The sequence below is a fragment of the Streptomyces sp. NPDC055506 genome, from assembly GCF_053643595.1.
This window is the reverse complement of the sequence record NZ_JBSHKH010000077.1, coordinates 22,720-38,322: the sequence shown is the minus strand read 5'-3', so window position 1 is coordinate 38,322 and position 15,603 is coordinate 22,720. Positions and strand designations below refer to the sequence as shown.

Genomic DNA, 15,603 nt, shown 5'->3' with positions numbered 1-15,603 from the left:
CCCGGTGATCGGGTGCGGGCAGTCGGAGTGACGTACGGTCAGGCTCAGTCGCGGGAGCGGAGCTTCAGCCGCGGGGCGAGGCGGAACGCCGCGAAGCCGGCCGTGGCCAGGGCCGCGGCCGCCGCGAGCAGGAGGCCGATGCCGCCCGCCCCGGTCGAGGCGAGGCTCCCGCCGTCGAGGTTCGTCGAGGTGCCGCCGCCCGTGGTCGTACCGCTGCCGCCGGTCGTCCCGGACTCGCTCGCGCTGGGCGAGGGGCTCGGGTCGGCCGAGGGGCTGGGGTCGGTCGTGGGGGTCGGGGAGGGCGAGCCGGGCTCGTCGTCACCGGCGACGACCTCGAGCGCGAACTGGGCCATGGCGTCACCCACAGACGCGGCCACGGTGTACGTGCCCGTACCCTCGCCCGCGGTCAGGGCCGGGGCCGTCGCCTTGCCCTGGGCGTCGGTCTTCACCCGGACGACCTGCTCGCCGTCCTCGAAGCGAGGCGCGTCCTCGCTGTCGTCCTCGACCCGGAACACCACCTCCGTACCGGCCGGTGCCGAGGCACCCGACTTGACCACGCGGGCCTGGAGGGCCTCCGCGAAAGCCTTGCCCTGTTCGGCCTGCTGGTCGTCGCCGCCCGCGACGGAGACGACGTAGGCGGACTTCTTCACCTTCACCGTGAAGACCGTCGAAACACCGTCGACCGCCGCGCGGACCGTGAACTGGCCCTCCTTGCTGCCCACCTCGAGCAGCGCGGACTCGGCGCGACCCCGTGCGTCGGTCGGCACGGCCAACTTCGTGGTGTCGGGGCCGTTCTTGACGTAGAAGAAGGCTCCCAGCTTGTCCGGGTCCTCGATCGTGAAGGTCACGGAAGCGTTCTCGACCGGCTTGCCGGCCTTGTCCCGGGCCACCACGGCCACCGGGTCGGCGCCGGCCCCCGGCTGGGTGGTCTGGTCGGCTCCGGAGACCTGGGTCAGTTCCGCGATCGCGGACGACGTGCTCCACTGGAACACGATCCGCCCGTTGCCGGAGCGGTCGGTGTTGACGCCGCCCTCGGCGATGCCGCCGCGCACCGGCTCGTCGGAGGCCTGCCAGAAGGGGTCGCTCTTCGCGGGCGCCACCGTGCGGGTGCCGCTGAGCAGACGGGCGTCGGTCACGCGGTTCGCGTCGACGTAGCTGCTGCCGCCTGCGCCGCTGCCGATCACGCCCTGGGCGTCGTCCGTACCGCCGCCACCGCCGCCGCCCGCGTAACCGGCGCCGCCGCCACCGCCCTCGCCTTTCGAACCGGAGCCGCCCGCACCACCCTTGCCGCCCCCGGACGCGTCGGCGCCCGCGGAACCGTTGCCGCCGCCCGCGCCGCCCGTGGCACCGGCCGCGCCCTTGCCGCCGCGCTCCGACTCGGTGTCGTCCTGGCCACGCTCACCGCCGCCGGGGCCACCCTGGCCGGCGTCCATGCTGCCGTACCCACCGCCGCCGCCACCGGCCGCGATGAGCAGCGGCTTCCCGTCGCCGGTGCGGACGCCGCTGCTGTTGCCGCCGACCGCGGAGTCCTTGCCGCCCGCGCCGCCGAGCGAGTCACCGAAGCGCTGGTCGCCGACCGCGAGTGACAGCCGCTCTCCGGGCGTGACGCGGAGGGTGCCCGCGGTGTAGCCGCCGGCGCCGCCGTTGGCGAAGGGTGTGCCCTCGCCGCCCTGGCCCCACGCCCGCACGTCCAGCGCCGTGACACCGGCCGGGACCTGGAACTCCTCGCGGGCGCCGGTCGGATCGAACAGCCGGCACCCGGAGAACCCCTCCGTCGGCGTGCACGAGGTGCCGGCGAGCACCGCGCTGCCGGCGGCCGTAGCGGCCGAAACCCCCGTCAGAGCCGTTCCGCCGGTCAGCGCCAGCAGGGTCAACGCGGCCGCGCCGCGCCGGAATCCGGCGCGGCGCAGGGCCGCGGGATCGCGATACATCAAGAAAACTCCCCAACTTGTCACAAGCTCCCCCCCTGGGAGCCATGAAATGCTCGATCAGAATCGAACAAGACCAGTGAGACAGCTGATCAAACCTGGGGCTGTTGGTCAACCGAGAAGGGGCGATTCCGGGCAGTCCGCTGGGGCCGCGATACGCAGGGCTTCCACCAGCTCCCGGTACAGCGTGTCCGTGGCGAGCAGTTCCCCGTGTCCGCCCCGGGCGCGGACCCGGCCCGCCTCCATCACCACGATGGTGTCCGCGTCGATGACGGTCGACAGCCGGTGGGCGATCGTGACCACGGCACCCGTGGCCGCGCGGGCGCGGACGCAGCTCTGGACGGCGGCCTCGGTCAGCCCGTCGAGCTGGGCCGTCGCCTCGTCCAGGAGCAGCACGTCCGGCGTACGCAACAGCGCCCGGGCCAGGGCGATGCGCTGCCGCTCGCCGCCCGAGACGGCCGCGCCGGACAGGGGCGTGTCGAGTCCGTCGTCCAGGGCGTCGACCTTCTCGGCCAGCCGTACCTCGTGCAGGACCTGCCGCAGTTCCGCGTCCGTCGCGTCGGGGCGGGCCAGCAGCAGGTTGTCGCGGATCGTCCCGGGTATGACCGGGGTGTCCTGCTCGACGTACGCGAGACGCGACCGGATCTCGTCGTGGCTGTGGTCGCGGTAGGGGCGGCCGTCCAGGAGCAGCTGGCCGCCGGTCGGCTCCAGGAAACGCAGCACCAGGGAGAACAGGGTCGTCTTGCCCGCGCCCGAGGGCCCGACGATAGCGGTGTGCCCGTGCCGTGGGATGACCAGGTCGACGCCGCGCACCGCCGGTTTCGCGTCGGGGCCGTAGGCCGCGGCGACGTCCCTCAACTCCAGTACGGGGGTGTCCTGTACGGACCTCCTCCTCGCGACGGCCTTCCGAACCGGGTCCTCGTGAACCGCCCCCTCCTCCGACTCCAGGTCGTCCGTCTCCCGGATCCGCTCCGCCGCCGCGATCCCCGACTGGAGCGCGGTGACGTTCTGGCTGAGTTCGCTGATCGGGTCCATCAGCCCGAACGCGTAGAGCAGGAAGGCGATGAGGCTGGAGACCTCCAGCTCCCCCTCGGCGACCCGCCAGGCGCCCACGCCCAGGACCAGGATGATCGCCAGCTGGATGCCGGCCAGCGCGATCGTCCAGGCCAGGGCCTCGCGGCGGTTCGCGCGCACGCCGTGCTCGGCGGAGACGCGGGCGTCGGCCATGATGCGCTCGGCCGTGCGGTCCTCGGCCCGGCCGGCCTTCACCGTGCGGATCGCGCGCAGCGCGCCCTCCAGATTGCCGCCGAGCCGCCCGAGGTGGTCCTGGGCGCGCTGCTGCGCGGTCGCGATCCCGGGCATGAGGACGGCGAACAGGACGGCGACCACGGCCACCGCCGCCGCGACCGTGCCCAGCAGCACCAGGTCGAGCACGCCCATCAGGACCAGGGTCCCGAAGAGCATGACCACGGCGTTGATCAGGCCGACCGGGGCGCCGGTGGCGGCTTGGTGCAGCAGGACCGTGTCGGAGGTGACGCGGGTGACGAGTTCGCCGGGCGGGCGCCGGGTGACGGCGGGGACGGTGGCCCGCAGGAAACGCCGCACCATCGACTCACGGGCCCGGAGCACCACCCGCTCGCCCAGCGCGCCGAGCAGCGTCCACTGCCAGTACATGACGGCACTCCCGATCACCAGCAGCACCAGCAGCGCCACCAGCGGCCCCCGCAGCGAGTCCGAGCCGCCGAGCGCGTCGAGCACGCCCTTGGTGACCATCGGCGTGGCCAGTCCCATCCCGGACCCCACCAGGGCGAGGACGAGGGCCAGGGCCAGGGAGCGCCGGTGCGGCCGGGCGAACGACCAGAGGATCCGCAGCCGCGGGACGGACACCTTGCGGGACGTACCTTCCGGAACAGTCATGATGCCGAGTGGAACATCAATGTTCCATAACGGTCAAGCGATTTTCATCATGGAAGACGCGCTACCGTATGCGCATGGTTGAGGAGCGGAGCGGGGCGCCCGAGAGCGGAACCCGGGCACGCACGCGGCGCGCCATCATCGACGCCGCGATCGGACTGCTGGCCGGCGACCCGACCGCGTCACTCGGCGACGTCGCCGCGGCGGCGGGTGTGGGGCGTACGACCGTCCACCGCTACTTCCCCGAGCGCTCCGACCTGCTCACGGCCATCGGAGCGGACATCCTGGAGAAGGTCGCGGCGGCGACCGAACGCGCCCGGCTCGACGACGGCCCGGCCGCCAAGGCCCTGGAACGGCTCGCCCAGGAGTACTTCGAGCTCGGCGACGGCCTCACGCTGATGTTCGAGACGCCGCAGCTTGCGACCTGGTCGGGCTGGGACGAGGAGACCGCCGCCGACCGGCACTTCCTGCACACGGTCCGGCGCGGGCACACGGACGGCAGCATCGACCGCGAGCTGGACGAGGAGTGGGTCCGCAACCTGGTCTGGTCCCTGCTGTACTCGGCCTGGGCCCACACCCGCACCGCCGGCGCCTCGAAGCACTCCGCCATGACGCTGTGCCTGCACACCCTGCGCAAGGCCATCGCCCCGTAGACCCCGCCCCGGCGGTGCGGGAAGGCCGGGCCGGGCTCCCGAGCGGCACACGCGGGGACGCGTCGGCCCGGACCGGCCTTCCACTGCCCGCAATCTGCCACCCGGCACCGCCCGCCGCCTCCCGGGAAGGCCCGAACGGGGACGGCGGCAGCGAAGGACGGCGGGGCGAGGACTCCGCAGCGCGCCTGGGATGATGCGTGCATGTCGACCCTCGCCACCCTCGCGGTGCTGGCTCTCGCCGCCCTCCACGCCTACATCCTGGTGCTGGAGATGTTCCTGTGGACCACTCCACGGGCCCGTGCCGCCTTCGGCACCACCGCCGAGTTCGCGGCGGAGACAAAGGCCCTCGCCGCCAACCAGGGCCTGTACAACGGCTTCCTCGCGGCGGGCCTGCTGTGGGGCGCGGTGGCGTCCGACCCGGTGGGCTTCCAGGTCTCGGTGTTCTTCCTGGTGTGCGTGGCGGTCGCGGGCGTCTACGGCGCGGCCACCGCCAGCCGGAAGATCCTCTTCGTGCAGACCGTCCCGGCGCTGGTCGCCCTCGCTCTGGTGCTGCTCGCGCGCTGAGCCACGGGGCCGGACGTCACGCGTCCTGTGCGACGGCCCGCTCCATGAGCAGGTCCGCCTCCGCCCGGGCCGTCGCGGGCGGCACCACCAGCAGGTCGTAGCGGCCCCGGCCGAGCGCGAGCAGACAGACGGTGTGCGGGGCGGTGGGCGAGTCGGTGCGGCCCACGTGCACCGACTGCCCGGCGACGACCAGCCGCTCCGGGCAGTCCTGCCAGGTGTCCCCGTGGACCAGGACGCTGCTGATGCGCCCCCAGGCGCGCGGCAGCACGCCCAGCAACCCGGTCAGCTCCTGCGCGAGGTCGTCCGAGCGGGGCCACCACGCCCCGTCGATCCGGCGTGCCGTACGGCCGAAGCGCGTGGGCTCGGCGAGCCGCAGCCGGACGTCCCGGGGTGCGGGGAGCGGCGGCGGGGACGAGGAGGCGGAGGTCATCGGGGCTCCTGCTGCGAACGGGGGGAACGGCGGTATCGGGGCCAGGAGACCGTTCAGCCACCGGTTGCGGCATACCCCCGGTCTCTCCACCGTACGCCGCAGGACGGTGCGGGGGCCGGGGCCGTCCGCACCGCCCGCCGGGATCCGGTCAGAACCGGTCCCCGTAGCGGTTCTTCAGATGGCGCCAGAAGTCACGCGCCATCCACTTGTCGAACTCGGTGATCTGCGTGGCGCTGCCCGCCTTCATCAGGAAGCAGCACTGGCCGGTCGGCGACCAGTCGTAGAAGTCGTCGAGGCCGAAGGTGTGGCCGACCTCGTGCAGGTAGATGTGGATGTTCTCCTGGTTCAGGGCGCCGGTGAAGTACTCCTGGCCCATGCGCTGGCCCCAGTCGCCGCCCGCGCCGCCGCCGAAGCCCTTCGTCAGCCACAGCGACTGGTCGTAGTGGCGGGCGGCGCCGCCGGGACACTTCGAGTAGTTGCCGTCCTGGTGGAAGAAGCGGCCGCAGTCCGGGGAGCACTGCGGGGCGCCGCCGCCGTCGAGATCGCCGGCGTAGATGTCGACGGAGTTGTCGGTCCATTGGAGGGTGGAGCGGTTCTTCACGGCCCAGCCGACGATGTTGACCGGGACGTCGGTGTACGGCCAGGCGTTGTGCCCCTTGCCGTTCTCGGTCATGGCCGTCATCCACTTGCCGAACTGCTTCTTCAGCGCCGCGTGGATCCGGTCGCGCAGGGCGGCGCTGACCGGGGCGTCGGACTCCCAGCGGACGCAGTAGTTGACGCTTCCCCGGTTGGCCATGACCTGGTCCCAGCCGTAATTGCGGAAGCCGTACAGGTTCGGGTAGGTCGTCTCGACGTGCCGCCAGACCTCGTTCAGGGGCTGGACGAGATTCGCGGGCGGGTTCCACTCGTCGGCGGCCTGCGCCTTGCCGTTCGCCATGCCGGGCGTCGCGAAGACCGCCGCTAACACGGCGAAGACGGTGATCAGTCGCGCGAGATGTCTGCGCATGGTGATCTCCCTCGTGTGGGGGACGGGGTATCACCGTCAGGTCGTCGCCGGAGCGGCAGAGGTTGCCCAGTCTTTACCGACGGACATTCCGGGCGCTTTATGGCAATCCGTCGGCGATACTCGGAGTATGAAAACGGCCACGTATGAACTGCTGGCGGCGTCGTCGGATCACGCGATCGCCGTGGGCATCGCCTTCGTCTGCGGGCTGATCGTGGCCTGCGCGCTGATCTGGGGCGTCCGGGTCGGGATGCGGGTCATGGACAAGGACACCCACCACCCCGGTCCGGAGGAACAGCCTCACGTCCCGGACGGCGGGCCGGTCCACGAGCTGCGTGAGCGGCGGGAGCCCGACGACGTGCCGATCATGACGCCCGACGGCAAGCGGCTCCTGCCCCATGAGCTCCACCACTCGAGCACCAGGACGGGCAAGGACCAGAAACCGCGCCGCTGGTCGCCCGGATCCAGCGGGTCCTTCGGCGGCGGCGGCCTCGGACGCACGTGACGCCGTATGGCTTCCCGCCACCGGACACGCGGTACGACGGTCGGAGCGGCGCTGACGCTCGCCCTGGCCGCCGTGCTCACCGGCTGCAACGGCTACGACAGCCCCTCGGACACCGCGAGCAAGGCGGAGTCGGCGGTCGGATCGATCGCCTCGGAGGCCTCCGAGGCCGTCGAGTCGGCCACGGCGGAGGCCCAGCGCCGGCTGGACGACATCCAGGACGGCGTCGACGTCAAGGGTGATGTGAAGGCCGGTCCGACCACCGTCGGCTCCGACGGCCGGGCCCGGACCGAGGTCACCGTCCGCAACACCGACGACGCGCCCCGGTCCTTCGCCGTCCAGGTGAACTTCACCGACTCGGGGAACCAGCTGATCGACACGGTCATCGTCACGGTGAACCAGGTACAGCCGAACCACACCGCCACGGCCACCGCCCGCAGCACACACGACCTCTCCGGCACGGTCCGGACCGAGATCGCCCGCGCCGTGCGCTACTGACCCGCGCCGGACTCCGTCACCGCGATGTCGATCTGCTCGCTCATCGCGCTCACCCCGTTCAGGGTGGCGCCCGCCTGGAGACGGTTGGCGCCCGCCGGAAGAGCCGGGGCCGGGGTGCACGCCCAGGTGCCGTCGCGGGCCGCGATGGTCGCGCAGGCCTCGCGGTCGTCCTTGTCACGGACGGTGACCCGGGCGCCCGGATGCGCCTTGCCGGAGATCTCCGGCCGGGCGTGCAGCGGCACGCCGGACACCGGACGGGTCAGTGTCGGCCCGGCCAGGCCCACGGTGACTCCACACCGGCCGGACGCCCGCCGCACACCCCGCTCGTCGGTGATCCGCAGTTCACACCCCCGCAGCCACGTACCGGGCACGGCGCCCGCGGGCACCGCCGGCACGAAGGGGAACGTACGGCCGGCCGCCTCGCGGGTGACGGTGTACGCCCCGCTGCGGCCGTCGGCGGCGACCGAGCCGCGGTAGCCGGACGCGTCGAGCGGCGCGCCCGTCACCCGGGCCCACCGCCGGGTGCCCCACGACCTCGACGATGCCCTCCCGCCCGGGCGCGATCACCGCCACACCCCACAGCCCGCCCCCCCACCACGGCTGCTGTCCTGCTGTACCTGTTCATCGCGGGCGGGACTCCCTGAGCGGACGGAGACGGCACTCTGCCAGCGATCCTCGCGGGCACGCCCACGGGTGGCACCCACTGCTCGCCCACGCGGGTGGCCCCACGCCCCATAGGGGCGCGGGGAACTGCGCGACCAGCCACCACACCGCCGCAGACAAACACCGGCGGGCCCGCCCCCCAAAGGGGCGCGGGGAACTGCGCGACCAGCCACGAACACAGCCGCACCCGAACAACGACCCACCCCGCCCCACCCAGCGGAGCGCTCAGCGGCTGAGCCACACCGTCGTGTCCGGCCCGACCCGTCCGTCCTCCAGCGGCGCGCTGCTCAACAGCACCTCACCGGCCGGCAGCGGCACCGCCGTTCCGGACAGGTTCGTCACACACCGCCAGCCCTCACTGCGGTCGAACCCGAGCACCCCGTCCGGGGCGTCCGCCGCCCAGGTCAGCTCCTCTCCGGCGAGCAGCTTGCGGCGGAGCCTGAGGGCCGTGCGGTACAGCTCCAGGGTGGAACCCTCCACCCCGTCCTGGGCCGAGACGGCATACGCGGCGAAGCGGCCCGGCTGCGGCAGCCAGGCGCCGCCCGGCCCGAAGCCGTACGACGGTCCGGCCGTCGTCCACGGCAGCGGCACCCGGCAGCCGTCACGGCCCTTGCGGACATGCCCCGTCTGCTCCCAGATCGGGTCCTGGAGCACCTCGGTGGGCAGGTCGGCGACCTCGGGCAGGCCGAGTTCCTCCCCCTGGTAGACGTACGCCGAGCCGGGCAGCGCCAGCATCAGCAGGGTGGCCGCACGGGCCCGGCGCAGTCCGGCCGCCTCGTCGACGGCCGGGGCGCGACCGCCGGACAGGAGCCAGGCGTTGAGGTCGGTGCCGGGCGGCAGCATCAGCCGGGAGGCGTGGCGTACGACGTCGTGGTTGGAGAGCACCCAGGTGGCCGAGGCCCCGGCCGCCCGGGCGGTGGCGAGCGAGTCGGTGATGACCTGCCGCAGCTCACCGGCGTCCCAGCCGGCCTCCAGATACTCGAAGTTGAAGGCCTGGCCCAGCTCGTCCGGACGAGCGTAGAGCGCCCGCCGGGCACCCGGCACCCAGGCCTCGGCGACGGCCATGCGCGGCGGGCGGTAGGCGTCGAGGATCTTGCGCCAGTCACGGTAGATCTCGTGCACGTCGTCACGGTCGTAGAGGGGATGCGTGCCGGGCGGCAGTCCGGCGAGCGCCTCCTCGCCGCCCGCCGCGTGCGCGCCGAGGTCGCGCAGGGGTTCGCTCAGGTCCTTGACCAGGGCGTGGGCGACGTCGATGCGGAAGCCGTCGACCCCGCGGTCGGACCAGAAGCGCAGGGTGGTGCGGTAGTCGGCGCGTACCTCCTGGTTCTCCCAGTTGAGGTCGGGCTGCTCGGGGGCGAACAGGTGCAGGTACCACTGCCCGTCGGGAACGCGCTTCCAGGCGCTGCCGCCGAAGACGGACTGCCAGTCGGTGGGCGGGAGTTCGCCGTGCTCACCGCGGCCGTCGCGGAAGACGTAGCGGTCGCGGGCCGCCGAGCCGGGCCCGGCGGCGAGGGCCTCCTGGAACCAGACGTGCCGGTGCGAGGAGTGGTTGGGCACGATGTCGACGATGACCTTCAGACCGAGGCGGTGCGCCTCGGCGACCAGGGCGTCGAAGTCGTCGAGGGTGCCCAGGCGCGGATCGACGCCCCGGGGGTCGGCGACGTCGTAGCCGCCGTCGGCGAGCTCGGAGGGGTAGAAGGGGCTCAGCCACAGGGCGTCCACGCCCAGGGCGGCGAGATGGGTGAGGCGGCGGGTGATGCCGCGCAGGTCTCCGAGTCCGTCGCCGTCGGCGTCGGCGAAGCTGCGGGGGTAGACCTGGTAGACGACGGCCTGCCGCCACCAGTCGGGATCCCGGGACGACAGGTCGAGAGTGGAGCGATCGGTCACGCGGTCTCCTTCGCAGGGCATACGGGCGACAGCATTGAATCTGTCCAGAATGCCGGAAAAAGGAAACATCGGGTTGGTCGGAGTGATCCATTCCCGCTGTGATGAAAGTGTGATGGGGGAGTAACTCCCTTTGCATACCCGCAGGTTGACAGCGTGCGGCGGCGCCGCGACGATGAGGTCGCACTGTGGCGCATGTGACCAATGAGCCCAGTGTTTCTCAGACCACTCACCCCGGTACGGCCGGCCGCCGCGTGCTGCCCTGCTGCCGTCACCCGGGTTCCGGCATACGCCAAGAAATGGGATCGCATGTCCATAGCGAGACGTGTCATCGCGCGACGCCTGCTGGGGACCGGCGCCGCGGCCCTCGCCCTCTGCGCCGCCTCCGCCACCACCGCGTTCGCGCACGGTACGCCCGGCGGCGACGGCTGGTCGTCCGGCGGCAGCTACAAGCCCGGGACGGGCGCGGGGACCGAGACCGGCACCGACCGCTGCCAGTTCTCGCTCGACGGCACGAACTTCCACGACTCGGTGAAGGTCGACGACCAGAACCTGAAGCCGACCGAGGACGGCAAGGTCCACATCGAGGTCCGCACCGCCGGTGACGCGGCGACCTGCACGGCCTCCCTCGCCTCCTACCTCACCCACGGCGCGACCTTCGGCACCTCGGGCGAGCAGGTGTTCGTCGACTTCGACACGGTGACGGTCAAGCCGGGCGCCACCGAGTCGCTCGACATCGCCATCCCGGACAAGGGCTGCTTCGGGCAGATCGACCTCTACCGGGGCGCGGTGAAGTTCGACGGCGAGCTCGACGCGAAGGACGGCTTCGAGCACGGCGAGCTGCCCAAGGGCCCGGACCGCCCGGTCATCAAGGACAAGCTGATCGCGGCCTGGAACGGCGGCACGGAGGACTGCACGAAGACGCCCCCGCCGGCGGAGACCCAGCCCCCGTCCAGCCCGCCCGCCGACCCCTCGGAGCCGCCGAAGCCGCCGGCCGAGCAGTCGACGCCGCCGGCCTCCCCGTCCGAGCCCGCGGAGCCCTCGACCCCGCCGTCCTCCGACACGGACACGCCCACCCCGTCCGCCTCCGAGTCGACGCCCACCGCCCCCAAGCCGAACGGCGGCGGCGGCGACCTCGCCGAGACCGGCGCGAACAGCAGCACCGGCCCGATCGCCTTCGGCGCGGCGGCCCTGCTGGCGGGCGGCGCGGCCATGATGATCGTCACCCGCCGCCGCACAGCCAAGCGCAACGCCACCGGCGCCTGACCCGGACGGCCGCCGAACGCCTGAGCCAGGGCTCCCGCACCTGAGCCAGGCCCCCACTCCCCGCCCTGCCGTCACCCCTCCAAGCCTGCGGCAGGGCGGGGTTCGCCGTCGTCAGACGACCTCTGCCATCTCGCTCTGCAGCGTGGTCGCCTTGCGCAGCAAACTCCGCATGACGACCATCAGCATCGCGAACGCCGCCCCCACCACGACTCCCGCCGTCGCGGCGGCCAGGGCGCTTTCGACGTCCATGCCGTCGTCGGGAGAGGGGATCTCGGCGACGGCCAGATGCCCGGCGGCCCCGAGGGCCAGGACGGTCGCCACGACCGAGGCGCCGATGATGACGTCGACCCACCGGAAAGCCCGCTGCGTGAAGATCGCGTCCCGCTGCACCATCGTGAGCAGCATCCACACGGCGACGAGCGCGACCTGCACACAGACGACCCCCACGATCGCCACGGCCGAATAGGGCGTGGCGAAGGGGGCGTAGGGCGGGAAACGGTCGACCTCGTCGGCCGCCGTCGTGGGTATGACCACGAACTGCCCGAAGAGCCCGACCAGGACGGCGAAGGCGATACCGGCCCGGAGCGCGACGATGAGGAAGCCATTCATTTATCGATTCTCGATCGGTATCGATCGAAAGTCAATCGATCTCCGCGCACCCCCCGTGCAACCCCCTGTGCGACCCCTGGGACCGCTTCCGCGCTACAGCGTCTCCAGGTACAGGTTGACGTACCGCTCCACGTCCACGTCCAACGCCACGTCCACCAGGGGCTGTTCGCGCACGCCCTCGTGAATCTCGGACTCACCGGGGCGCGGACGGCGGTCCACGATCGTCTGGCCGCGGGAGGGGCCGGGGGCGAGGACGACCTCGACCGGCAGGGCCTCGGTGGTGATGCCCTTCGGGTCGACCACCGCGCAGACCGCGCCCGCGTCGCCGAGGCCGCCCATGGGAGTGGGGTCACCAGAGGTGGCCGGGTCGCGGTGGGCGAGCAACTCACCCGCCAGCCGCAGGCTCGGTTCCGCGCTGGTGCGCAGCCGCTGCACCTCCCCGGCGGGCACCAGGACCCGCTTGAACACGTCCAGGCCGTACATCGTGATCGGCACCCCCGCGGTGAGCAGGACCGCGGCGGCCTCCGGGTCGTGCCACACGTTGAACTCCGCGACCGGCGTGGCGTTCCCGGTCGCCACCGCGCCGCCCATGAACACGATCCGCTCGATGTTGCGGGTCACCTCGGGGTGCGTCCGCAGCAGCAGCGCGATGTTCGTCAGGGGCGCGGTGGGGATGAGCGTGACCGGCCTCGGCGAGGCGAGGATCTCGCGGCGCAGCAGCGTCACCGCGTCCACGTCGACCGGCACCCGGGTCGGCGCGGGCAGCCCCAGATCCCCCATGCCGTCCTGCCCGTGCACATGCCGAGCCGTCCGCACGGGCTCGATCAGCGGCCGCTCGGCGCCCCGGGCCACGGGGATGTCCCCGGCACCGGCCACCTCCAGCACGGTCAGCGTGTTGCGGACCACCCCGTCCACATCCGTGTTCCCGGCCACGCAGGTGATCGCGCGCACGTCGAGCGCCGGGTGCCGTACGGCGAACAGCAGGGCTAGGGCGTCGTCGACGCCGGTGTCGCAGTCGATGATCACCGGGATGGGCTGACCGTCCGTCACGGCGAGGGCTCCTTCCACTGGTCCCGGGCTGGGCTCCGTACGAGCGACCCTACGCGCCCCTCGAACGGTCGAACCGACGCCGGGGCGCACACGGGAAGGACGTAGGGAGACCACCAGGAGTACGACAGGAGAGACGCCATGCCGGCACCAGGTCCCGCGCAGCAGCCCACCACCGAGCTCGACCCCCGCTACAGCTCCGCGCTCAACCCCCGCCCGGGTGCCTCGGGCATCACCGCCACCGAGTGGGACGAGGCGCAGCGGCGGCTGGGGGCCGCCGAGATCTTCTGGGTGTCCACGGTCCGGCCCGACGGCAGGCTGCACGTCACGCCCGTCATCGCCGCCTGGCACGACGGGGTGCTGTACTTCTCCACCGGCCGGCAGGAGCAGAAGGCGAAGAACCTCGCCCATGACGCGCACTGCGCTCTGACCACCGGGGCGAACTCCCTCACCGAGGGCTTCGACCTGGTGGTCGAGGGCAGGGCGCGGCCGGTCACCGACCCGGCGCTGCTCGAGGAGGTGATCGCGGCGTACGAGGAGCAGTACGGGCCGCACATCACCTCCCCCGAGGGCACCTTCCACGGCATCGGCGACGCGTTCCGCAAGGGCGACGACATCGTGTACGCGGTCGCCCCGGACACGGCGTACGGCTTCGGGCGGGACGACGGCGTCTACTCCCATACGCGTTGGTCGTTCTGAGCCCGCCCTACGACTCGTCCGGCTCATCCGACTCATCCGACTCGTCCCACAGGCCGGTGCCCCGGGACGCCACCCGGTCGTTGATCCGCCGCAGCAGTTCGGCGGCGGGGAGGGCGGGGGGCCGGTGGCCGTCCCGCAGGCGCGGGGCCACGAGGTCCGCCGCGGCCTCCCGCTGTCCGATCACCGCCTGGTACGGGACCAGCCGGGCCGCCCGGACGCGGGCGCCGAGGGTGCCCTGCTCCGGGCCCGCCACCTCGGCGCGCAGCCCGAGTTCGCGGGCGCGGCGGGCAAGGGCGTGGGCGGCGTCCGCCTGCTCCTCCGCGATCGGCAGGACGACCAGCTGCACCGGCGCCAGCCACGCCGGGAACGCGCCCCCGTGGGTCTCCAGGAGGTGCGCCACCGCGCGTTCCACGCTGCCGATGATGCTGCGGTGCACCATGACCGGTCGGTGCTTGGCCCCGTCGGCGCCGATGTAGTGCAGGTCGAAGCGTTCGGGCTGGTGGAAGTCGATCTGGACGGTGGACAGGGTGGTCTCGCGGCCGGCCGGGTCGGTGATCTGTACGTCGATCTTGGGGCCGTAGAACGCCGCCTCGCCCTCGGCGGCCTCGTAAGAGATGCCGGAGCCGTCCAGGACCTCCCGGAGCAGGGCGGTGGCCCGCCGCCACAGCTCCGGGTCGGCCACGTACTTGCCGCCCTCGCCGGGCAGCGAGAGACGGTGGCGGGAGGCGCGGATGCCCAGATCCTCGTAGGCGCGGCCGATCAGCTCCAGCGCGGCCCGCGCCTCCTCGACGGCCTGCTCCAGGGTGCAGAAGATGTGCGCGTCGTTGAGGGTGATGGCCCGCACCCGGGTCAGCCCGCCGAGGACGCCGGACAGCTCCGAGCGGTACATGCCGCCCAACTCGGCCATGCGCAGCGGTAGTTCACGGTAACTGTGGGAGCGGGAGCGGTAGATGAGGGCGTGGTGGGGGCAGAGGCTGGGACGCAGCAGGACCTGTTCCGCGCCCAGGTCCATCGGCGGGAACATGTCGTCGCCGTAGTGGTCCCAGTGGCCGGAGATCTCGTACAACTCGCGTTTGCCCAGGGCGGGCGAGTACACGTGCCGGTAGCCGGCCCGTCCTTCCGCCTCACGGATGTACTCCTCCAGGGCGTGCCGCACGATCGCCCCGTCGGGCAGCCAGTACGGCAGCCCGGCGCCCATCAGCGGGTCGGTGTCGAAGAGGTTCAGTTCGCGGCCGAGCCGGCGGTGGTCGTGCACGGTGGGTCTCCCTCGGGGTCTTCGGGATCTTCGGGATCCTCAAAATCCGAGGCGAGCACCGCGCGACGAAGCCCCGGGGGACTCGCCCCGGGGCTTCGGACATCTGGGTCAGCTGTCAGCGCGCCGGGACACTCTCCGGCGTCGTCGTGAGAGACGGGAACGGCTGGGCGCGCTGCATGGGCGTGACGGTAACAGGGCCTCGGCGTCCGGGCGACGGATTTCCACGCCGGCGCGACGGGGGGTCCGCCCCAGTACGACGGAGGTTCTGCCCGGGCACGTCGGAGATTCCGCCCCGGGGCACGACGGAGGGCCCGCCCCGGCACGACGGAGGTTCCGCCCCGGGGCACGACGGAGATTCCGCCCCGGGGCACGACGGAGATTCCGCCCCGGCACCCCTCGGCGCCCTGCCCGGCCCCCGTGCCCGTACCGCCGCGCACCGCCTCCGTGCCCGTACCGCCGCGCACCGCCTCCGTGCCCGCACCGCCCCCCACCGCCTCGCGCCCGCTTCGCGCCCGCACCGCCCCGCACCGCCTCCGTGCCCGCACCGCCCCGCACCGCCCCGTGCCCGCACCGCCCCGCACCGCCCCTTGCCCGCACCGCACCGCCCCGCACCGCCCGTCCTCACCCGAACAGCCCGTCGCACTGGTGTGCCGCCCGTCGCGGTGGTGCCGTATGAGCACAGACCCGA

15 protein-coding genes are annotated in these 15,603 nt (G+C 72.8%); 6 read left to right on the top strand and 9 right to left on the bottom strand.

Features of this window, described 5'->3' with window-relative positions; all coding sequences use genetic code 11:
- Positions 1-44: 44 nt before the first annotated feature.
- Entirely contained in the window at positions 45-1,931 is a 1,887-nt protein-coding gene (locus ACWIF2_RS26155) for a glycine-rich protein (protein ID WP_454363128.1), read from the bottom strand.
- A gap of 108 nt (positions 1,932-2,039) precedes the next feature.
- A complete protein-coding gene (locus ACWIF2_RS26150; protein WP_454363127.1) occupies positions 2,040-3,845 on the bottom strand; it encodes an ABC transporter ATP-binding protein in 1,806 nt (601 codons plus the stop codon).
- Positions 3,846-3,919: 74 nt separating this feature from the next.
- On the opposite strand from ACWIF2_RS26150, the gene ACWIF2_RS26145 reads away from it, so the two are divergent.
- Both ACWIF2_RS26145 and ACWIF2_RS26140 read left to right on the top strand, forming a co-directional pair.
- Positions 3,920-4,495, top strand: coding sequence for a TetR/AcrR family transcriptional regulator (locus ACWIF2_RS26145; RefSeq protein WP_454363126.1), 576 nt, complete (start codon positions 3,920-3,922; stop codon positions 4,493-4,495).
- A 201-nt stretch (positions 4,496-4,696) separates the two neighbouring features.
- Positions 4,697-5,059: a DUF1304 domain-containing protein gene (locus tag ACWIF2_RS26140; protein WP_454363125.1), complete on the top strand. Its 363-nt coding sequence runs from the start codon at positions 4,697-4,699 to the stop codon at positions 5,057-5,059.
- A 16-nt stretch (positions 5,060-5,075) separates the two neighbouring features.
- Here the strand turns inward: ACWIF2_RS26140 and ACWIF2_RS26135 are convergent, their stop codons facing one another.
- Together ACWIF2_RS26135 and ACWIF2_RS26130 are read right to left on the bottom strand one after the other, a co-directional pair.
- Entirely contained in the window at positions 5,076-5,489 is a 414-nt protein-coding gene (locus ACWIF2_RS26135; protein WP_454363124.1) for a DUF5994 family protein, read from the bottom strand.
- Positions 5,490-5,637: 148 nt separating this feature from the next.
- Positions 5,638-6,495 (bottom strand): hypothetical protein, encoded by an 858-nt coding sequence (locus ACWIF2_RS26130; protein WP_454363123.1) that lies wholly within the window; start codon positions 6,493-6,495, stop codon positions 5,638-5,640.
- Positions 6,496-6,622: 127 nt separating this feature from the next.
- On the opposite strand from ACWIF2_RS26130, the gene ACWIF2_RS26125 reads away from it, so the two are divergent.
- A complete protein-coding gene (locus ACWIF2_RS26125) occupies positions 6,623-6,997 on the top strand; it encodes a DUF6479 family protein (RefSeq protein ID WP_454363122.1) in 375 nt (124 codons plus the stop codon).
- Between the two features lie 6 nt (positions 6,998-7,003).
- The gene (locus ACWIF2_RS26120) at positions 7,004-7,492 is read left to right on the top strand and encodes a hypothetical protein (RefSeq protein ID WP_454363121.1); all 489 of its coding nucleotides are present in this window, start codon (positions 7,004-7,006) and stop codon (positions 7,490-7,492) included.
- Here ACWIF2_RS26120 and ACWIF2_RS26115 read toward each other — a convergent pair.
- Both ACWIF2_RS26115 and ACWIF2_RS26110 read right to left on the bottom strand, forming a co-directional pair.
- On the bottom strand, positions 7,486-7,998 hold the full coding sequence (locus ACWIF2_RS26115) for a carboxypeptidase regulatory-like domain-containing protein (protein WP_454363120.1): 513 nt from the start codon (positions 7,996-7,998) through the stop codon (positions 7,486-7,488). The two genes, ACWIF2_RS26120 and ACWIF2_RS26115, sit on opposite strands and share 7 nt — an antisense overlap.
- A gap of 382 nt (positions 7,999-8,380) precedes the next feature.
- Positions 8,381-10,063 (bottom strand): glycoside hydrolase family 13 protein, encoded by a 1,683-nt coding sequence (locus tag ACWIF2_RS26110; RefSeq protein WP_454363119.1) that lies wholly within the window; start codon positions 10,061-10,063, stop codon positions 8,381-8,383.
- A 285-nt stretch (positions 10,064-10,348) separates the two neighbouring features.
- On the opposite strand from ACWIF2_RS26110, the gene ACWIF2_RS26105 reads away from it, so the two are divergent.
- Entirely contained in the window at positions 10,349-11,305 is a 957-nt protein-coding gene (locus ACWIF2_RS26105) for an LAETG motif-containing sortase-dependent surface protein (protein WP_454363118.1), read from the top strand.
- Between the two features lie 111 nt (positions 11,306-11,416).
- On the opposite strand, the gene ACWIF2_RS26100 is transcribed toward ACWIF2_RS26105, so the two are convergent.
- Together ACWIF2_RS26100 and ACWIF2_RS26095 are read right to left on the bottom strand one after the other, a co-directional pair.
- Positions 11,417-11,914 carry a DUF2975 domain-containing protein gene (locus ACWIF2_RS26100; protein ID WP_454363117.1) on the bottom strand — a complete coding sequence of 166 codons (498 nt, stop codon included), beginning with the start codon at positions 11,912-11,914 and terminating at the stop codon, positions 11,417-11,419.
- Between the two features lie 93 nt (positions 11,915-12,007).
- Positions 12,008-12,964, bottom strand: a complete 957-nt coding sequence (locus ACWIF2_RS26095; protein ID WP_382491864.1) for a nucleoside hydrolase — start codon at positions 12,962-12,964, stop codon at positions 12,008-12,010.
- 138 nt (positions 12,965-13,102) lie between these two features.
- Here ACWIF2_RS26095 and ACWIF2_RS26090 point away from each other — a divergent pair, with 138 nt between their 5' ends.
- On the top strand, positions 13,103-13,660 hold the full coding sequence (locus ACWIF2_RS26090) for a pyridoxamine 5'-phosphate oxidase family protein (RefSeq protein WP_454363115.1): 558 nt from the start codon (positions 13,103-13,105) through the stop codon (positions 13,658-13,660).
- A gap of 7 nt (positions 13,661-13,667) precedes the next feature.
- On the opposite strand, the gene thrS is transcribed toward ACWIF2_RS26090, so the two are convergent.
- Positions 13,668-14,915: a threonine--tRNA ligase gene (thrS, locus tag ACWIF2_RS26085; RefSeq protein WP_454363114.1), complete on the bottom strand. Its 1,248-nt coding sequence runs from the start codon at positions 14,913-14,915 to the stop codon at positions 13,668-13,670.
- Positions 14,916-15,603 lie beyond the last annotated feature (688 nt).